This window comes from Pseudomonas sp. SWRI22, assembly GCF_014268395.2.
Classification (GTDB): Bacteria; Pseudomonadota; Gammaproteobacteria; order Pseudomonadales; family Pseudomonadaceae; genus Aquipseudomonas; species Aquipseudomonas paracarnis.
In genome coordinates this window covers 183,824-200,890 of sequence record NZ_JABWQK020000003.1, presented here as the reverse complement: position 1 = coordinate 200,890, position 17,067 = coordinate 183,824, and the positions used below count along the sequence as shown (strand labels likewise).

General features: G+C 60.7%; 17 protein-coding genes. 8 read left to right on the top strand and 9 right to left on the bottom strand.

The genetic code is table 11. The features are described 5' to 3' along the window. Positions 1-5: 5 nt before the first annotated feature. The 5 genes from HU730_RS23865 to HU730_RS23845 form a co-directional block, all read right to left on the bottom strand. The gene (locus HU730_RS23865) at positions 6-1,226 is read right to left on the bottom strand and encodes an electron transfer flavoprotein subunit alpha/FixB family protein (RefSeq protein ID WP_186527445.1); all 1,221 of its coding nucleotides are present in this window, start codon (positions 1,224-1,226) and stop codon (positions 6-8) included. Continuing rightward, positions 1,226-3,169 (bottom strand): dimethylglycine demethylation protein DgcB, encoded by a 1,944-nt coding sequence (gene dgcB, locus HU730_RS23860; RefSeq protein WP_186527446.1) that lies wholly within the window; start codon positions 3,167-3,169, stop codon positions 1,226-1,228. The genes HU730_RS23865 and dgcB overlap by 1 nt, the downstream gene beginning before the upstream one ends. A gap of 137 nt (positions 3,170-3,306) precedes the next feature. Next, positions 3,307-5,367 (bottom strand): dimethylglycine demethylation protein DgcA, encoded by a 2,061-nt coding sequence (gene dgcA, locus HU730_RS23855; RefSeq protein WP_014720244.1) that lies wholly within the window; start codon positions 5,365-5,367, stop codon positions 3,307-3,309. A gap of 15 nt (positions 5,368-5,382) precedes the next feature. Beyond that, positions 5,383-5,913 (bottom strand): DUF5943 domain-containing protein, encoded by a 531-nt coding sequence (locus tag HU730_RS23850; RefSeq protein WP_008033249.1) that lies wholly within the window; start codon positions 5,911-5,913, stop codon positions 5,383-5,385. A 78-nt stretch (positions 5,914-5,991) separates the two neighbouring features. Further along, on the bottom strand, positions 5,992-6,969 hold the full coding sequence (locus tag HU730_RS23845; RefSeq protein ID WP_032879065.1) for a dipeptidase: 978 nt from the start codon (positions 6,967-6,969) through the stop codon (positions 5,992-5,994). Positions 6,970-7,187: 218 nt separating this feature from the next. Here HU730_RS23845 and HU730_RS23840 point away from each other — a divergent pair, with 218 nt between their 5' ends. The 3 genes from HU730_RS23840 (at position 7,188) to HU730_RS23830 (ending at position 8,718) form a co-directional block, all read left to right on the top strand. After that, positions 7,188-7,592, top strand: a complete 405-nt coding sequence (locus HU730_RS23840) for a lysozyme inhibitor LprI family protein (protein ID WP_034128881.1) — start codon at positions 7,188-7,190, stop codon at positions 7,590-7,592. Positions 7,593-7,663: 71 nt separating this feature from the next. After that, positions 7,664-8,305, top strand: a complete 642-nt coding sequence (locus HU730_RS23835; RefSeq protein WP_060763971.1) for a hypothetical protein — start codon at positions 7,664-7,666, stop codon at positions 8,303-8,305. Continuing rightward, positions 8,302-8,718 (top strand): DUF3010 family protein, encoded by a 417-nt coding sequence (locus HU730_RS23830; protein ID WP_096143761.1) that lies wholly within the window; start codon positions 8,302-8,304, stop codon positions 8,716-8,718. The genes HU730_RS23835 and HU730_RS23830 overlap by 4 nt, the downstream gene beginning before the upstream one ends. A 7-nt stretch (positions 8,719-8,725) precedes the next feature. On the opposite strand, the gene HU730_RS23825 is transcribed toward HU730_RS23830, so the two are convergent. The 3 genes from HU730_RS23825 to HU730_RS23815 all read right to left on the bottom strand — a co-directional run bounded on the left by HU730_RS23825 (position 8,726) and on the right by HU730_RS23815 (position 11,540). Further along, the gene (locus HU730_RS23825) at positions 8,726-9,154 is read right to left on the bottom strand and encodes a hypothetical protein (protein WP_072445575.1); all 429 of its coding nucleotides are present in this window, start codon (positions 9,152-9,154) and stop codon (positions 8,726-8,728) included. A gap of 188 nt (positions 9,155-9,342) precedes the next feature. Further along, the gene (locus HU730_RS23820) at positions 9,343-10,527 is read right to left on the bottom strand and encodes an AAA family ATPase (RefSeq protein WP_096143760.1); all 1,185 of its coding nucleotides are present in this window, start codon (positions 10,525-10,527) and stop codon (positions 9,343-9,345) included. Positions 10,528-10,595: 68 nt separating this feature from the next. Continuing rightward, positions 10,596-11,540 carry a GlxA family transcriptional regulator gene (locus tag HU730_RS23815; protein WP_034128886.1) on the bottom strand — a complete coding sequence of 315 codons (945 nt, stop codon included), beginning with the start codon at positions 11,538-11,540 and terminating at the stop codon, positions 10,596-10,598. Between the two features lie 194 nt (positions 11,541-11,734). Between HU730_RS23815 and HU730_RS23810 the strand changes: the two genes are divergently transcribed. The 5 genes from HU730_RS23810 (at position 11,735) to HU730_RS23790 (ending at position 15,844) form a co-directional block, all read left to right on the top strand. Further along, positions 11,735-12,679 carry a choline ABC transporter substrate-binding protein gene (locus HU730_RS23810; protein WP_034128887.1) on the top strand — a complete coding sequence of 315 codons (945 nt, stop codon included), beginning with the start codon at positions 11,735-11,737 and terminating at the stop codon, positions 12,677-12,679. Between the two features lie 86 nt (positions 12,680-12,765). Further along, the gene (locus HU730_RS23805) at positions 12,766-13,653 is read left to right on the top strand and encodes a 3-keto-5-aminohexanoate cleavage protein (protein WP_034128888.1); all 888 of its coding nucleotides are present in this window, start codon (positions 12,766-12,768) and stop codon (positions 13,651-13,653) included. Positions 13,654-13,796: 143 nt separating this feature from the next. Continuing rightward, positions 13,797-14,762, top strand: coding sequence for an L-carnitine dehydrogenase (locus HU730_RS23800; RefSeq protein WP_034128889.1), 966 nt, complete (start codon positions 13,797-13,799; stop codon positions 14,760-14,762). 101 nt (positions 14,763-14,863) lie between these two features. Continuing rightward, positions 14,864-15,355 (top strand): thioesterase family protein, encoded by a 492-nt coding sequence (locus tag HU730_RS23795; protein ID WP_186527447.1) that lies wholly within the window; start codon positions 14,864-14,866, stop codon positions 15,353-15,355. A 225-nt stretch (positions 15,356-15,580) separates the two neighbouring features. Continuing rightward, positions 15,581-15,844: a hypothetical protein gene (locus HU730_RS23790; RefSeq protein ID WP_034128891.1), complete on the top strand. Its 264-nt coding sequence runs from the start codon at positions 15,581-15,583 to the stop codon at positions 15,842-15,844. 88 nt (positions 15,845-15,932) lie between these two features. Here HU730_RS23790 and HU730_RS23785 read toward each other — a convergent pair whose 3' ends face one another. Further along, the gene (locus HU730_RS23785) at positions 15,933-17,036 is read right to left on the bottom strand and encodes a GlxA family transcriptional regulator (protein WP_034128892.1); all 1,104 of its coding nucleotides are present in this window, start codon (positions 17,034-17,036) and stop codon (positions 15,933-15,935) included. Positions 17,037-17,067 lie beyond the last annotated feature (31 nt).

Genomic DNA, 17,067 nt, shown 5'->3' with positions numbered 1-17,067 from the left:
TATCCTCAGGCTGCATCGCGCTTGGCGCCGTTGCGGTAGGTCTCGACCGCCGCGATCAAGGCGTGCAGTATCGCGGCGCTTTCGCCGATCACCGACAGGTCGGCACGCTTGATCATGTCGCACCCTGGGTCGAGGTTGATCGCCACCACCTTGTCGCAGGCACCGATGCCTTGCAGGTGCTGGATCGCCCCGGAAATGCCCACCGCCACGTACACCCGCGCAGTCACCCAGGTGCCGCTGGCGCCGACCTGGCGATCACGCGCCATGAAGCCATCGTCCACTGCCACCCGCGAGGCGCCTTCAGTAGCGCCCAGGGCCGCGGCGGTCTGGTGGAACAGCGCCCAATCCTTCACGCCGTTGCCACCGGAGAAAATGAACTCTGCCTCGGCCATCGGAATCGCTGCCGGATCGACCGCCACCGCGCCGAGGTCTTCGATACGAGGCAAACTGCGCGCCAGGCTTGTGGATAACTCCAAGGGCAAGACTTCGTGGCGGGTCTCGCTGACCGGGTCGGCACATTCGGCGGCAGCGAGGATCAGACGGGGCAACGGCCGCGCCAGGTCTTCCTGGCCGGCACCGGCACGGCCGATGCATTCCTCGCCCTTGATCTGCCACACCCGCGTCGCCGGGCGTTCCTTGAGGCTGGCGGCAAAGCGCCGCCCCAGCTCACCACCACCGCTGCGGCTGTCTGGCAGCAACCAGTGGCGCGGGCTGAATTGGTTATCCACAGCGCGCAGGCCCTGCACGCGTTGCTCCGGTGCATAACCCTCGAACTCATGCCCCTCCAGCACCAGCAGCCGGTCGACGCCGGCCGTGGCAAAGGCGCTTTCCTTGTGTTCACCGAACACCACTGCCAACACCGCGCCGTCATTGCCGGCCAGTTGGCGCGCCAAGCCAAGCAGGTCACGGTCGTGGCTGCTCAGGCGGCCACCGACCATGTCCGGCACCACGTTGATGTAGAACGCCGGGGTCGGCACTTGATGCAGCGGCAATTGCACTTCCACTGCCGCGGTGCGCTTGGCCGCGCCGCCCTGCTGGGCACCGCTGCGGTCGATGCGCTTGATGCCGTTGGGCCCGATAAAACCGACACCATGCACGTTTTTGCGAATGATGCCGTTGGGCCCCATCCAGCTGTGTTGCACCGGCTGCATCGCCGCGTGCAACGGGTGCAGGCGGTTACGGGCGATCCATTCGGCCCGGGGGTCGCGGCGGATAATATCGCTCATTAGTGCACCTCCGCAGGTTCACGCTTGAAGGGGGCTTTGGCCGGCGCGGCGTCTTCAAGCAACGCGTCGGCTACCAGTTCGGCGATGTCCTTGATCAACGGGCGCGGTTCGACCACGCCTTCAAGCATCGCCGTGCATTGCGGGCAACCCACGGCCACCAGTTCGGCACCGGTCTCGCGGATGTCGTCCATACGCATATCGGGGATACGTTGCTTGCCGGGGATGTCAGTGATCGGCGCACCGCCACCGCCACCGCAGCAGCGTGAACGGAAGCCCGAGCGTTGCATTTCCTTGACCTCGATACCCAAAGCCCGCAGCACTTGGCGCGGCGCCTCGTATTCGCCGTTGTAGCGGCCCAGGTAGCACGGGTCGTGGTAGGTCACGCTGTTGCCTTTGTGCTGGCCCAGGTTCAGCGCGCCCTCGCCGATCAGCTCGGCCATGAAGGTGCTGTGGTGCTGCACGCGGTAGTTGCCGTTGAAGGCGCCGTATTCGTTTTTCAGCACATGGAAGCTGTGCGGATCGCAGGTGACGATGCGCTTGAAGCTGTACTTGGCCAGGGTCTGGATATTGCGCGTGGCCAGCAACTGGAATGTCGCTTCGTCACCGAGGCGCCGCGCCACGTCACCGCTGTCGCGTTCTTCCAGGCCGAGCACGGCGAAATCGACCTTGGCGGCCTTGAGCACTTTGACGAAAGCGCGCAGGGTACGCTGGTTGCGCATGTCGAAGGCGCCATCGCCGACCCAGAACAGCACATCGCAACTGCCTTTGTCGCTGAGCAACGGCAGGTTCAGGTCTGCCGCCCAGTTCAGGCGCCCACCGGGGGCAAACCCGCCGGGGTTGTCGGTAGCGATCAGGTTTTCCAGGACTTCAGCGCCCTTGTTCGGCGTCGCGCCTTTTTCCAGGGTGAGGTGGCGACGCATGTCGACGATGGCGTCCACGTGCTCGATCATCATCGGGCATTCTTCCACGCAGGCGCGGCAGGTGGTGCACGACCACAGGGTCTCGGCGTCCACCAGGCCGTTGACGATCGGCTGGTGCGGGTTGCCGCCGTGTTCGCCCACCGGTTTGCCGGGGTACGGGCTGCCGGCGAACTTGGCATCGGTGCCACCGGCCAAACCGACCACCATGTCCTGGATGAGTTTTTTCGGGTTCAGTGGCTGGCCCGCGGCAAACGCCGGGCACGCCGCTTCGCACTTGCCGCACTGCACACAGGCGTCGAAGCCGAGCAGTTGGTTCCAGGTGAAGTCCTTGGGTTTTTCCACGCCCAGTGGCGCGGTTTTATCGCTCAGGTCCAAGGGTTTCAAACCGGTGGAGCGGCCGCCGCCAAAGCGTTCGGCGCGACGGTGCCAGGCCAGGTGCAGGGCTCCGGCAAACGCGTGTTTCATCGGCCCGCCCCAAGTCATGCCGAAGAACATCTCGGACACGCCCCACAACACGCCCACACTCAGCAATGCCGCGAGCAGCCAGCCGCCGAAATCGGCGGGCAGAATCCCGGCCACCGGCAAGGTCACCAGGAAGAAGCTCACCGAGAAGGCCATCAGGCTTTTCGGCAGGCGCATCCACGGGCCTTTGGACAGGCGGGCAGGCGGATTGCGGCGGCGCAGGTACATGAAGATCGCGCCGAAAAACATCAATGTCGACGCCAGCAGCAGGGCATAACCAAGAATGCGGCTCTGCAGGCCGAAACCGTGCACCACAATCGCCAGCAGCGCCGACAGCACAAAGCCCAGCGCCGTCGCTACGTGGGTGTTGGCGATGTATTTGTCACGGGCGACCACGTGGTGCAGGTCGACCATGTAGCGCTTGGGCATGGCCAAGAGGCCACCCAGCAGGTCGACTTTGGATGAGCGGCCACGGCGCCACATGTTCACCCGGCGCAAGGCGCCGAGGACGGCGAGGCCCAGGGCGGCAAAAAGCAGGATGGGAAGAAGGGTATTCAGCATGGTGAAGCTCCCACTAAGATCGTTCCCACGCTCTGCGTGGGCATGCATCCTGTGACGCTCTGCGTCACGACCTTAAAAGCAGACGCGGAGCGTCCAGGGCGGCATTCCCACGCAGAGCGTGGGAACGATCAGGTGCGTCAGAAATCCTTGCACAAGCGCAGGGCGTCATAGATGGCGGCGTGGGTATTGCGCTGGGCCACACAGTCACCAATGCGGAACAGCAAGTACCCCTCGCCCGCCTCGCTCAGGCATGGCTGCGGCTTGATCGCAAACAGCGCTTCAACGTCGATCTGGCCCTTGTTGCGCGAACCTTCCTTGAGCCCGTAGTAAATGGCCTCGTCCGGACGCACGCCGTTCTCCACCACGACCTGGTCGACCACCCGCTCCTCTTTGGCGCCGGTGTATTCGTTCTCCAGCACGGCCACCAGCTTGTCGCCCTCGCGGTAGACCTTTTCCAGCATCATGTCGCCGGTCATGATCACTTCCTTGGGGTACATGCTGCGGTAGTACGTGGGGAACGACGTACCGCCGATTGCCACGCCTGGCTTGATGTCGTCGGTGACGATCTCCACCTGGCTGCCTTTGTCGGCCAGGAAGTCGGCCACCGACATCCCGGTGAATTCACAGATGGTGTCGTACACCAGCACGTTCTTGCCCGGCGCAACCTTGCCGTCGAGCACGTCCCAACTGCTCACTACCAAGCCTTCGGCGGCGCCCCAGTGTTCGTTCTGCTCGATGAACGGGTGCCCGCCCACCGCCAGCACCACCACGTCCGGACGCACGTCCAGGATGGTCTCGGCATCGGCTGCAACACCCAGGCGCAGGTCGACTTTCAAACGCGCCAGCTCCAGTTGATACCAACGGGTGATACCGGCGATCTGGTCACGTTGCGGCGCTTTCGATGCCGTGGTGATTTGCCCGCCGATAAACTCCTTTTTCTCGAACAGCGTCACGTCGTGGCCACGCTCAGCCGCCACGCGCGCGGCTTCCATCCCGGCCGGGCCGGCCCCCACCACAACCACCTTGCGCTTGGGCCCGGTGGACTTCTCGATGATGTGCGGCACCCCCATGTATTCACGGGAGGTCGCAGCGTTCTGGATGCACAACACATCCAGGCCCTGGTACTGGCGGTCGATGCAGTAGTTGGCGCCCACGCACTGCTTGATCTGGTCGATCTGGCCCATCTTGATCTTGGCGATCAGGTGCGGGTCGGCGATATGCGCACGGGTCATGCCGACCATGTCCACATAGCCGCCTTCCAGAATGCGCGTGGCCTGGTTCGGGTCCTTGATGTTCTGCGCGTGCAGCACCGGAACCTTGACCACTTCCTTGATGCCGGCCGCCAGGTGCAGGAACGGCTCCGGCGGGTAGCTCATGTTCGGGATGACGTTGGCCAGGGTGTTGTGGGTGTCGCAACCCGAGCCCACCACGCCGATGAAATCGAGCATGCCGGTGTCATCGTAGTACTTGGCGATTTGCTTCATGTCCTCGTGGGACAAGCCGTCCGGGTGGAACTCGTCACCGCACAGGCGCATGCCCACACAGAAGTCATCCCCCACTTCGGCACGCACGGCCTTCAACACTTCCAGGCCGAACTTCATGCGGCCCTCGAAGCTGCCGCCCCACTCGTCGGTACGCTTGTTGACCCGCGGGCTCCAGAACTGGTCGATCATGTGCTGGTGCACGGCCGACAATTCCACCCCGTCCAGGCCACCGGCCTTGGCCCGACGCGCAGCCTGGGCGTAGTTGCCGATCACACGCCAGATTTCTTCTGGCTCGATGGTCTTGCAGGTGGCACGGTGCACCGGCTCACGCACGCCGGACGGCGACATCAGGGTCGGCCAGTTGAAGCCGTCCCAACGCGAGCGCCGGCCCATGTGGGTAATCTGGATCATGATCTTGGCGCCATGCTTGTGCATGGCATCGGCCAGATTCTGGAAGTGCGGGATGATGCGGTCGGTGGACAGGTTCACCGACGCCCACCATTCCTGCGGGCTGTCGATGGCCACCACGGAGGAGCCACCGCAGATCGCCAGGCCAATACCGCCCTTGGCTTTCTCTTCGTAGTACTTCACATAGCGGTCGGTGGTCATGCCGCCGTCGGTGGCATACACCTCGGCATGCGCAGTGCTGAGCACCCGGTTGCGGATGGTCAGTTTGCCGATCTGGATCGGCTGGAACATTGCTTCGAAAGCCATGGCACGGTCCTCGGCTTACAACGGTTTGACGGTGAACAAACCATCATCGTGGCCCTCTTCGGAGCCTCCGTAGACTTGTTCGGCGACAGTGCGAATCTTGCTGCCACGCGCTTGAAGGATCTGGTCCATGGCGCCGGCAAACCAGCCGGTGAACATGTAGTCCACCTTGCGGCCGACCTTGCCGTACACGTAGACGAACGCCGAGTGTTCCAGCTTGACGCTAGCGGTGCCTTTATCCAGGTCGATGTCCTGGATCTTGAACAGGCCCCAGCCGCGTTGCGACAGACGCTTCATGTAGTGCTCGAACACCGCGACGCCTTCCAGGCCGTGGCATTCAGCTTCTTTTTCACACCAGTGCCAGGCGGACTTGTAGCCGGCCTTGTAGAGGATCTCGGCGTAGGCGTCGGCCCCCAGTACTTCTTCGATACCCATGTGGTTGTTGACGAAGAAATGGCGTGGCACGTACAGCATCGGCAGGGCGTCGGAGGTCCAGACACCGGTTTCGCTGTCGACTTCAATTGGCAATTGCGGGGCGATCTTGGCCATGGAAACTTAACTCCAGAAAATTCGTTTTGATGCCCGCCACGCGGATGGCGGCGGGTGAAGGATTAAGCGAGCAGTGGCTTATTCGCCCCAGACGTCCTTGAGCACGTTGACCCAGTTCTCGCCCATGATCTTGCGCACCACGCGCTCGCTGTGGCCGCGCTTGAGCAGGGTCTCGGTGAGGTTGGGGAACTCACCCACGGTGCGGATGCCCAGCGGGTTGATGATCTTGCCGAAGCTGGTCAGGCGGCGGGCGTAGCCCTTGTCATGGGTGAGCATTTCGAAGAAATCCTGGCCATGGCCCTGGGTGAAGTCGGTGCCGATGCCGATGGCGTCTTCGCCGACGATGTTCATGGTGTATTCGATGGCTTCGGCGTAGTCGTCGATAGTCGAGTCGATGCCCTTGGCCAGGAACGGCGCGAACATGGTCACGCCGACAAAACCGCCATGGTCGGCAATGAACTTCAGCTCTTCATCGGACTTGTTGCGCGGGTGCTCTTTAAGCCCGGACGGTAGGCAGTGGGAGTAGCACACCGGCTTTTTCGATTCGAGGATGACCTCTTCGCTGGTCTTGGAGCCCACGTGGGACAGGTCGCACATGATGCCGACGCGGTTCATCTCGGCGACGATCTCGCGACCGAAACCCGACAGGCCGCCATCACGCTCGTAGCAGCCGGTGCCCACCAGGTTCTGGGTGTTGTAGCACATCTGCACCACCCCCACGCCGAGCTGCTTGAAGATCTCGACATAGCCGAGCTGGTCCTCAAAGGCATGGGCATTCTGGAAGCCGAAGATGATGCCGGTCTTGCCCTGCTCCTTGGCGCGGCGGATGTCGGCGGTGGTTTTCACCGGGATCACCAGGTCGCTGTTCTCACGGATCAGGGTCTGGCTGGCGACAATGTTATTGATCGTGGCCTGGAAGCCTTCCCACACCGACACCGTGCAGTTGGCGGCGGTGAGGCCACCTTTGCGCATGTCTTCGAACAGGTCGCGGTTCCACTTGGCAATAATCAGACCGTCGATAACGATGCTGTCGGCGTGCAACTCGGCTGGGCTCATCAGGCGTCCCCTTATTGGCGATTCATGCGCCGAATCGTCTGCCGGCGCTTTGGGGCCAGCATATGCCCAGGGACCGACGGAGCCGGGTGCAAAAACGACAGGGGAATTGCCGAAAGCGTCAATCCGCGACAAAGCCTGCGAAGACAGGCCCCACGGTCGGCTGTTCTTTGTCTTACGCTTGAGCCAGAATTGCGCATCACGTGATATGAGACGGCGCAATGAAATCGATTTTCCTGGCTTTGGCACTCATCGCAACCACCGCCCACGCGGCCGAAGACACCGACAGCACGCCGTGCGACGGTATCGAGAACGACCAGCAAACCTTGGAATGCGCCACCTACAACAAGACCACCGCCGAGCAATTGCTCAAAGATAACTATCAGGGGTTGCTGGAGCGCATGGGTTCGACCTACGGCAGCGACAAGACCAAACTGGCGGACATTACCGCCCGTCTGAAGGATGCGCAGCAGAAGTGGGAAAAACTGCGCGACGCCGATTGTGCAGTGGACACCTTCCCGGCAGTGACCGGCACCAAGGCCTATGCGATTGCGCACAACGACTGCCTGGCGCGCATGAGTGATGAGCGTTCGGAGTTTTTGGAGTCGATTGGCCAAGAACAGTAACTATATTCCTACAATAGAAGCGTCCCACTGTCGCTTTTCGCTACCTGACGCTGATTTAAGGAATTTTCGGCATGCAATGGCTTCCATCTCCACCCACCGACAATATTTATAAGTTGCTTGCTGTATTTGGTTTATGGCTAATTGCAGGTGCGCTGACACTGGTGTCTATTTTTTCTTATCTGGACTACAGGTTCCAAAAAGAAACACGCGAGGAAAGCCACCATTCGCAAACGGAGCAAATGGTAAACGACTTCACTAAACGCATTGAAGCACTTGAGAAAGGCACACCGGAGCTGCATAAAATCGCAGATCTGCCGGATTCATTCAACAACGACGTCACCTTCCTGAAGAACAGCCTCGTTATACAAGAAAGAAAACTTTCTACATACAAAGAACGAGAGAAAGATAACCTCGACACGTTCATGGACTATCTGCTCGTCCACGAAAAAGAGTTTTATATTTTCATAGGTCTGTACGCGACGCTCACGTCACTGTGCACGGTGATAGGTTTTAGCCGCTGGTTTCAGAAAATACAAAAGCCCGGCGAAGTACTGAATGAGCTAGATATTAAAATCAAAGAAGCAAGCTTATTGAAACTTAAGATAGAAATTTCCCAACTTCAACCAATGAGCAAGACAATAGAGCAGCTCTTTGAATTGCATTTCAATAAGCCCTTTCCTGAAGCCTCTCCCTCGCAAAGGACCCGCTCATGACCATCTGCGGCATCGAAATCAAAGGCAGCGAAGCCATCATCGCCGTCGCCTCCCTGGACAACCAGGCGCTGACCCACGTCGCCCTGGCCACCAAGAAAATCGCCCTTGAAGACGACGATGATGCGGCCAACGTAAAAGCTTTCGCCGCCCAGGTGAAGGCGTTCGTTCAAGCCAACGGCATCACGCGCATTGCCATCAAGAAACGCAGTAAAAAAGGCGAGTTCGCCGGTGGCCCGACGACGTTCAAGATCGAAGGGGTGTTTCAGTTGCTGGATGGGGTGGAGGTGACGCTGCTGTCGCCGCAGACCATCAATGCGCAAAACAAGAAGCACAGCTTTGATCTGCCGACGACGTTGAACAAGTATCAGCATGAAGCTTATAAAACAGCCTGCTCAACCCTGATGAAAAAGTAATTACCCATCAGCTTTTGACGCAGTGTTCCAAGCCGTGACCACCGCCTTCGTATTCAGGCGTGTAGTAGTACTTAACGAAGGACACTTTGCCCTCCGGGGTTGACGTCATTTGTGCGACCCCCACGCCGAAGTCTTTCAAGACAGGGTCGGTGTGAGCAAAATAAACGCCCAGCGCGTCCGAAGTCCCGGCGGCCATTCCGTCATAACGGGACTTGTCTTCCAAGGTCAAGGTGAAGGTGTAGGCGGCGTACTTGCCAGTACTTTGCTTGGCGTCGAGCGCCATATCAACAACACCCTTATAGCTGCCTATATGTTTATCCTGGCCGGTACATTCATAGCGCCCGCTGTAGTCGGCTCCGGTGAAAGGTGCAGACGCCTGGGCTGCCCACGCCGGGGTGGTCGCGAACGCGATGACAGTAACTAGTTTTCTAAGCATGCCAACCTCTTCTGGTTAAGTAGTGGCTTCCTGGCCTGCGCGCTTCATTTCAAAAGCATTTGGTCAAGAGCCACTTCTAAGACCCATAGGACGTTAGCAGTCCTTGGCTATAAGTCTCCGTTAGCGATGAAAAAAAGAAACTTCCTACACCTTCCATGATTCCCTTATAAACTGCGCTACATCGGGTTTCACTCGTTAGTCGGTATGCGGGTTTTGTGCAGCAGCCAATCCCCGAACGACTTGTCTTCCAGGGCATACCCTCCCCGGCTCGACTTCCATACCAATTCCTTGTCGCGCAGGGCATCGATACAGGCCTGAATGGTCTGGGTCCCGGGCACCACATCGCTGCGCATAACCTCCAATGCCTTGCTGACTGCGGTAATCGTGCTGTCGGTAAACGGCGCAAATGGCTCATTGCTTTGCGAACGCACCACCATCACCTGCAACACCGCACGTTGCGGGATGGTCAGGGCGTTCCAGGCGCTTTCGAACTCGGTCCATACACCCGCGCGCAGCAGTTCTGCGCGACTGTGCAGCAGTTGGCCAAGATTGCTCGCCTCGCCCAGCTCCAATGCGACTTCACCGATGATCGTGCGCAACATCTCGGGACGCCGACCTACCAGCTCAAACGCCTCATCAATGTCAGCCGCGTTGAATTGGTTGTTCTTGGCCAGGTGCGCGTTGAGGTGCACGGTGTAGGCCTGGGTGAACGCTTTGCCCAGCAGCGGAAACGGCGTGATGCTGGAACCGAAGAATGGCTGGCTTTTACCCAATACCAAATGGGCGAGTTTGTCGCGATTGGAGCCGGTAAACACCAGGCGCAAACCGCTGCCCTCCTCGTCACGGCCTTGGTTGAGCTGATCCCGGGCAGCCTTCAACGCGAACATCGCATTGATACCTGACTCGGTGGTTAATGCGTGCTGTGCTTCGTCAATCACCAGTACAACGGGTTTTTCTGCAGCCCTATGGAGCAATTCCAACGCTTGGGTCAGCGTCGCACCGACAGGCAATCGTGGCTTGGTAAAGTCCCAGGAAAGCGTACGCAGAAAGCTTAGTTTCTCGATGCCAATGCTCTTTGCCAGTTTGCGAATGCCCTTTTCAAACGGCACCAACGCCCCCGCAATGGCACCTGCGATCAGCTCGGCGGGGTCTTTTTCCTTGTCGGCCCACAGGTCGACATACACCGCCAGCCAGCCCCGCAGCTGACATTCCGGAATCAGGTCTTCGCGCAAAAAAGTGCTTTTGCCCGTGCGTCGGGGCGCCGCGAGAAACAGGCCGGAGGTGAAATCCTGAATACCGGCCCCCACCAGGCCATCGGCAATACTGCTTGCCAGGGTGGGGCGGCGAAACACAAAGCCGCTGTGCTTGGACATGGTTTTATACTCAATTATGGAAAGGACTATAAATTATAGCCAAGAGTATAATTTACTATAATTGTCCGTCAAACCACCTCCCGCCGCCGATCCTCCCGCGGGCATTTGGCAAACCTTGCGCGATAGCTCCTGGTGAAATACGACGGTGACTCAAACCCGCACGCAATACTCACTTCCAGTACGCTCATGTCGCTCTGGCGCAGCAGTTTGCGGGCTTTTTCCAGGCGCAGGCCCAGGTAGAAATTGCTCGGCGTATCGTTCAGGTGCAGGCGAAACAGCCGCTCCAGTTGGCGCCGGGTGACCTTGATCGTTTCGGCCAGGGCCAAGGTGCTCAGGGGCGGTTCGGTGTGCTGTTCCATTTCGCCGATCACGTGCACCAGTTTCTTGTTATTGATGCCGTAGCGCGTGGCGATCTGCATGCGCTGGTGGTCCTTGCGCGGGCGGATGCGGCCGAGTACGAATTGCTCGGAAACCTGGATCGCCAGTGCCGGGCCGTGGGCCTGGGCGATGAGATCGAGCATCAAGTCGATGGACGCGGTGCCGCCGGCGCAGGTGATGCGGCGCCGGTCGATTTCGAACAGTTCCTGGGTCACGCTTAGGTGCGGATAGGCCTCCTTGAAGGCGTCGATGGCTTCCCAGTGCAAGGTCAGGCGGTGGCCGTCAAGCAGGCCCGCCTCGGCCAGCACGCAGGCGCCGGTGTCGATGGCACCGAGGGTCACACCCTCATGGTCGAGGCGGCGCAGCCAATGCTCCAGGGCGGGCGTGGCGAACTGCAGGGGTTCGAAGCCGGCCACCACCAGTAAGGTCGCGCCTTTTTTCAACGGTTCCAGCGCGGCATCGGCGTTGACCGACATGCCGTTGCTCGCCAGTACCGCGCCGCCATCGGCACTCAAGATGTGCCAGCGGTACAGCTCGCCGCGAAAGCGATTGGCCACGCGTAACGGTTCCAGCGCGGAGATAAAACCGAGGGCCGAGAACCCCGGCATCAGCAAGAAATAGACATCCTGGGACATGGTGGCGCTCTCGTCGTACGGGCAGCGTGCTCACTGTGATACGCCAGTTCAACCGGCCATTCAAGAGCCCAGGTCGCTGCAGTGCAAGAGTGGGTCGCCGCCGTGCGCTTTGCGGGGCGCCAAGCTGCGTAACGTGATCCCACGGTGCACAAAGACGCCGGCACCCACAATAACGACTGCCGAGGGCTCCACCCATGAACCGACTGATCAGCCGCTGCGTACTTGCACTCAGCGCCAGCGCCATTTTGAGCACTAACGCCCTGGCAGCGGATGCCGCTTCATGCCAGAACGTACGCATGGGCGTGGTCAACTGGACCGACGTCATCGCCACCAGCGCCATGGCCCAGGTGCTGCTCGATGGCCTCGGCTACAAGACCAAACAAACCAGCGCCTCGCAGCAAATCATCTTTGCCGGCATCCGCGACCAGCGCCTGGACCTGTTTCTGGGTTACTGGAACCCGCTGATGACCCAGACCATCACGCCGTTCGTCGACGCCAAGCAAGTCAAGGTCCTCGAAAAACCCAGCCTGGAAGACGCCCGCGCCACCCTGGCGGTGCCGACTTATCTGGCCGACAAGGGCCTGAAAACCTTTGCTGACATCGCCAGGTTCGAAAAAGAGCTGGGCGGCAAGATTTATGGCATCGAGCCGGGCTCGGGGGCCAATACGCAGATCAAGGCGATGATCGCCAAAAACCAGTTCGGCCTGGGCAAGTTCCAGTTGGTGGAGTCCAGCGAAGCCGGCATGTTGGCGGCCGTAGACCGTGCCGTGCGCCGCAAGGAAGCCGTGGTGTTCTTTGGTTGGGCACCGCACCCGATGAACGTCAATGTGGCGATGACTTACCTCACCGGCAGCGAAGACGCCCTGGGCCCGAACGAAGGCATGGCCACCGTGTGGACCGTGACCGCGCCGGCCTACGCCGAGCAGTGCCCCAACGTGCATAAGCTGCTGACCAACCTGACGTTCACCGCCGCCGACGAGAGCCGCATGATGCAACCGCTGCTGGACCACAAGGATGCCATCGAATCCGCCAAGCAGTGGCTCAAGGATCACCCGCAAGACCAGGCGCGCTGGCTGGAGGGTGTGACCACCTTCGACGGCAAACCGGCTGCCGCCAACCTGCAATTGACCACGAAATAACCCATCCAGATCACCGCTTCGCAACCCCTGAAGGTTGCGAACGGCGCCCTGCGCCTTGAAATCACCCGCCTGTAAGGAACCGCCCCATGAACCACGACGTCATCATCACCTGCGCACTCACCGGTGCTGGCGACACGACCGCCAGAAGCCCCCACGTGCCGGTCACTCCCAAGCAAATCGCCGCCGCTGCCGTGGAAGCCGCCAAGGCCGGCGCCACGGTCGTGCATTGCCACGTACGCGACCCCGAGACCGGCAAGTTCAGTCGCGACGTTGCGCTGTACCGCGAAGTGATGGAGCGCATCCGCGAGGCCGACATCGACATCATCGTCAACCTCACCGCCGGCATGGGTGGCGACCTGGAGATCGGTGGCGGCGAGAATCCCATGGAGTTCGGGCCCAATACCGACCTGGTGGGCCCGCTGACCCGCCTGGCCCACGTCGAAGAACTGCTGCCGGAAATCTGCACCCTGGACTGCGGCACGCTGAACTTCGGCGATGGCGACACCATTTACGTGTCCACCCCGGCGCAGCTGCGTGCCGGCGCCAAACGTATCCAGGAACTGGGCGTAAAGGCCGAGCTGGAAATTTTCGACACCGGCCACCTGTGGTTCGCCAAGCAGATGATCAAGGAAGGGCTGCTGGATAACCCGCTGTTCCAACTGTGCCTGGGCATTCCCTGGGGGGCACCGGCCGACACCACCACCATGAAAGCCATGGTCGATAACCTGCCCGCCGACGCGGTGTGGGCCGGCTTCGGCATTGGCCGCATGCAAATGCCAATGGCCGCGCAGGCGGTGCTGCTGGGCGGCAACGTACGGGTGGGCCTGGAGGACAACCTGTGGCTGGACAAGGGCGTGCTCGCCACCAATGGGCAGTTGGTGGAACGCGCCAGTGAAATTCTCAGCCGGTTAGGCGCAAGGGTCCTGACCCCAGCCGAAGGCCGCATCAAGATGGGCCTGACCCAACGCGGCTAACACAGACACCACCACTCCTGTGGGAGCCGGGCTTGCCCGCGATGAGGCCAGTAAATCTGCCACATCTTTGTAGCCTGCAATGCCGCCATCGCGGGCAAGCCCGGCTTCCCACAAAGGATCATCGAACACTTTAGGAATATGCCATGCGCTTTATCACCGAAATCAAAACATTCGCCGCGTTGGGCAGCGGTGTCATCGGCAGCGGCTGGGTGTCCCGTGCCCTTGCCCATGGTCTGGATGTGGTGGCCTGGGACCCCGCGCCCGGTGCCGAGGCGGCCTTGCGTAAACGCGTCGCCAACGCCTGGCCCGCCCTTGAACAACAGGGCCTGGCGGCAGGTGCCTCCCAGGACCGCCTGCGCTTTGTCACTACCATCGAAGACTGCGTAAAAGACGCCGACTTCATCCAGGAAAGCGCCCCGGAACGCCTGGAGCTGAAGCTGCAATTGCACAGCCAGATCAGCGCCGCGGCCAAGCCGAACGCATTGATCGGCTCCAGCACCTCAGGGCTATTGCCCAGCGAATTCTATGAAAGCTCTACCCACCCGGAACGCTGCGTGGTCGGCCACCCCTTCAACCCGGTCTACCTGTTGCCACTGGTAGAAGTGGTGGGCGGCAAAAACACCGCGCCAGAGGCAATCCAGGCGGCGATCTCGGTGTATGAATCCCTGGGCATGCGTCCTTTGCATGTGCGCAAGGAAGTGCCGGGGTTTATTGCCGACCGCCTACTGGAAGCGCTGTGGCGTGAGGCGCTGCACCTGGTCAATGACGGGGTGGCGACCACCGGCGAAATCGACGACGCCATTCGTTTTGGTGCCGGGTTGCGCTGGTCGTTCATGGGCACTTTCCTCACTTACACACTGGCGGGCGGCGACGCCGGCATGCGCCACTTCATGGCACAGTTCGGCCCGGCGTTGCAGCTGCCATGGACTTATCTACCGGCGCCTGAATTGACTGAAAAGCTGATTGATGATGTGGTCGATGGCACCGCTGAGCAGTTGGGTAACCACAGCATCTCGGCGCTGGAGCGCTATCGTGATGACTGCCTGCTGGCGGTGCTGGAGGCCGTAAAAACAACCAAGGCCAAGCACGGCATGAACTTCGCCGAATAACCCTGTGGGAGCTGGCTTGCCTGCGATGGCGGTGTTGGCCTCACCGTTGCTATCGCAGGCCGGCCAGCACATTTGACCGCACACTGAATTGGATTCATGCCATGCCCGCACTGACCACCTACACCACGAAAATCCTGCCCGACTGGGTCGACTACAACGGCCATCTGCGTGACGCGTTCTATCTGCTGATCTTCAGCTACGCCACCGATGCGCTGATGGACGCGCTGGGGCTGGACAGCGAAAACCGCGAAGCCAGTGGCCACTCGCTGTTCACCCTGGAGCTGCACCTGAACTACCTGCATGAGGTCAAGCTCGGGGCCGAGGTTGAGGTGCATACCCAACTGATCGCCCATGACGCCAAGCGCCTGCACCTTTATCACAGCCTGCACCGGGTGGGAGACGACGAGGAACTGGCCGGCAATGAACAGATGCTGTTGCACGTCGACCTGGCCGGGCCGCAGGCCACGCTGTTCACCGAGGCCACGCTGCAACGGCTTGCCGCGATCAGCGCTGCCCAGGCCGAGCTGCCAAGGCCTGCCCTGCTTGGCCGTGTCATCGGTTTACCGGCAAAAAAAGCCCCGAGCCAGCCGTGACTGGATCGGGGCAGAGGGGCCTTGTGTGAGCTGTGCATCTGGAGGGTGACCAAACCGTCAAGCTGCGTGCCTGGGTTCAGTGTGCCTATTAACCGTATTGCCAAGTGACCCGAAAACGACCTGTTCATAGCCATCCAAGCCATCGCTCGATTCTGCTCTTGCCCACCCAGCAAGGGCCTACCAGAATCCAGGTCAATCCCTGTTCCCTACACCAGGATAAACGTCATGATGCACGCGGATTTGATTGATCAGGATGACCTGCTGAGCCAACTGCGCTCGCTGGGTTTTGAAGTGTCCAGCGGCGCCAGCGCCGAGCAGGCGTGTGAATGTGCAGTGCGCGGTTTGAGCGAAGCGCGGGCCAAGGCGCTCAAGGGAATGGTGGAGCAAATGTACACCGGCAAGGCGACCATTTTGCCGGCGGTGCGCCAGGCGATCGACAAGCAGTTGTTGCCGGCGCTGATGCAATTCAAACAGAACTCCGGCGCCTGAAAATACCGCTATCGCAGGCAAGCCAGCGCCCACAGGAGAACGCATTCCAAGGTGGGAGCTGGCTTGCCTGCGATGCAGACGACTCGGTTTAGAGCCTTACACTGGCAAACGTCGACTCGTTCCTGGCCTGGCTCAACGCCGACATCGGCCCCGACAACGGTGACAACACCAATGCCTGCGGAATCGGCATCATCGCCACTTGCTGGGTGGTGTTGGAGCCGACACGTTCATCCCGTGGCGGAATGCCGAAATATTCGCGGTAGCACTTGGAAAAGTGCGGCGTAGACACAAACCCGCACACCGAGGCGACTTCGATGATCGACATCGGCGTTTGCTTGAGCAACTGCCGCGCACGAATCAGGCGCAGCTTGAGGTAGTAGCGCGACGGCGAGCAGTGCAGGTATTTCTGGAACAGCCGCTCCAACTGCCGGCGCGACACGGCGACATACACCGCCAGTTCGTCCAAATCGATTGGCTCTTCGAGGTTGGCTTCCATCAGCGCGACGATTTCCTGCAGCTTCGGCTGGTTGGTGCCAAGCATGTGCTTGAGCGGCACACGCTGGTGATCCTGTTCGTTGCGGATGCGTTCGTACACGAACATCTCGGAGATGGCGGCCGACAATTCACGGCCGTGGTCGCGGCTGATCAGGTGCAACATCATGTCCAGGGGCGCGGTACCACCGGAGCTGGTGAAGCGGTTGCGGTCGAGGGTGAACAGGCGCGTGCTCATGGCCACCCGCGGGAAGGCTTCCTGCATCGACGCCAGGCATTCCCAGTGCACGCTGCAATCAAAGCCGTCGAGCAAGCCGGCGCAGGCCAGGGCCCAGCTGCCGGTGCACACTGCGCCGAGGCGACGAGACTGGCGTGCCTGGCTTTGCAGCCACGACACATGTTCACGGGTGACGGTGCGCTGGATACCCACGCCGCCGCACACGATGACCGTGTCCAGCACGGGTGCTTTGTGCATGGAGGCATCGGGTGTGATTTGCAGGCCATCGCTGGCCCACACCTGGTTGCCGTCGACACTCAGGGTTGTCCAGCGATACAGCTCGCGGCCGGACAGCTGGTTGGCCATGCGCAGTGGCTCCACGGCTGACGCCAGGGAAATCAGCGTGAAATTGTCCAGCAGCAAAAAGCCGATGGATTGAGGCGCACGGTTCTGGGGTTGGGCCCCGGAGTTGGTCGACGTCATCGCGGTATCTCCTCACATCACACAAAGCGGG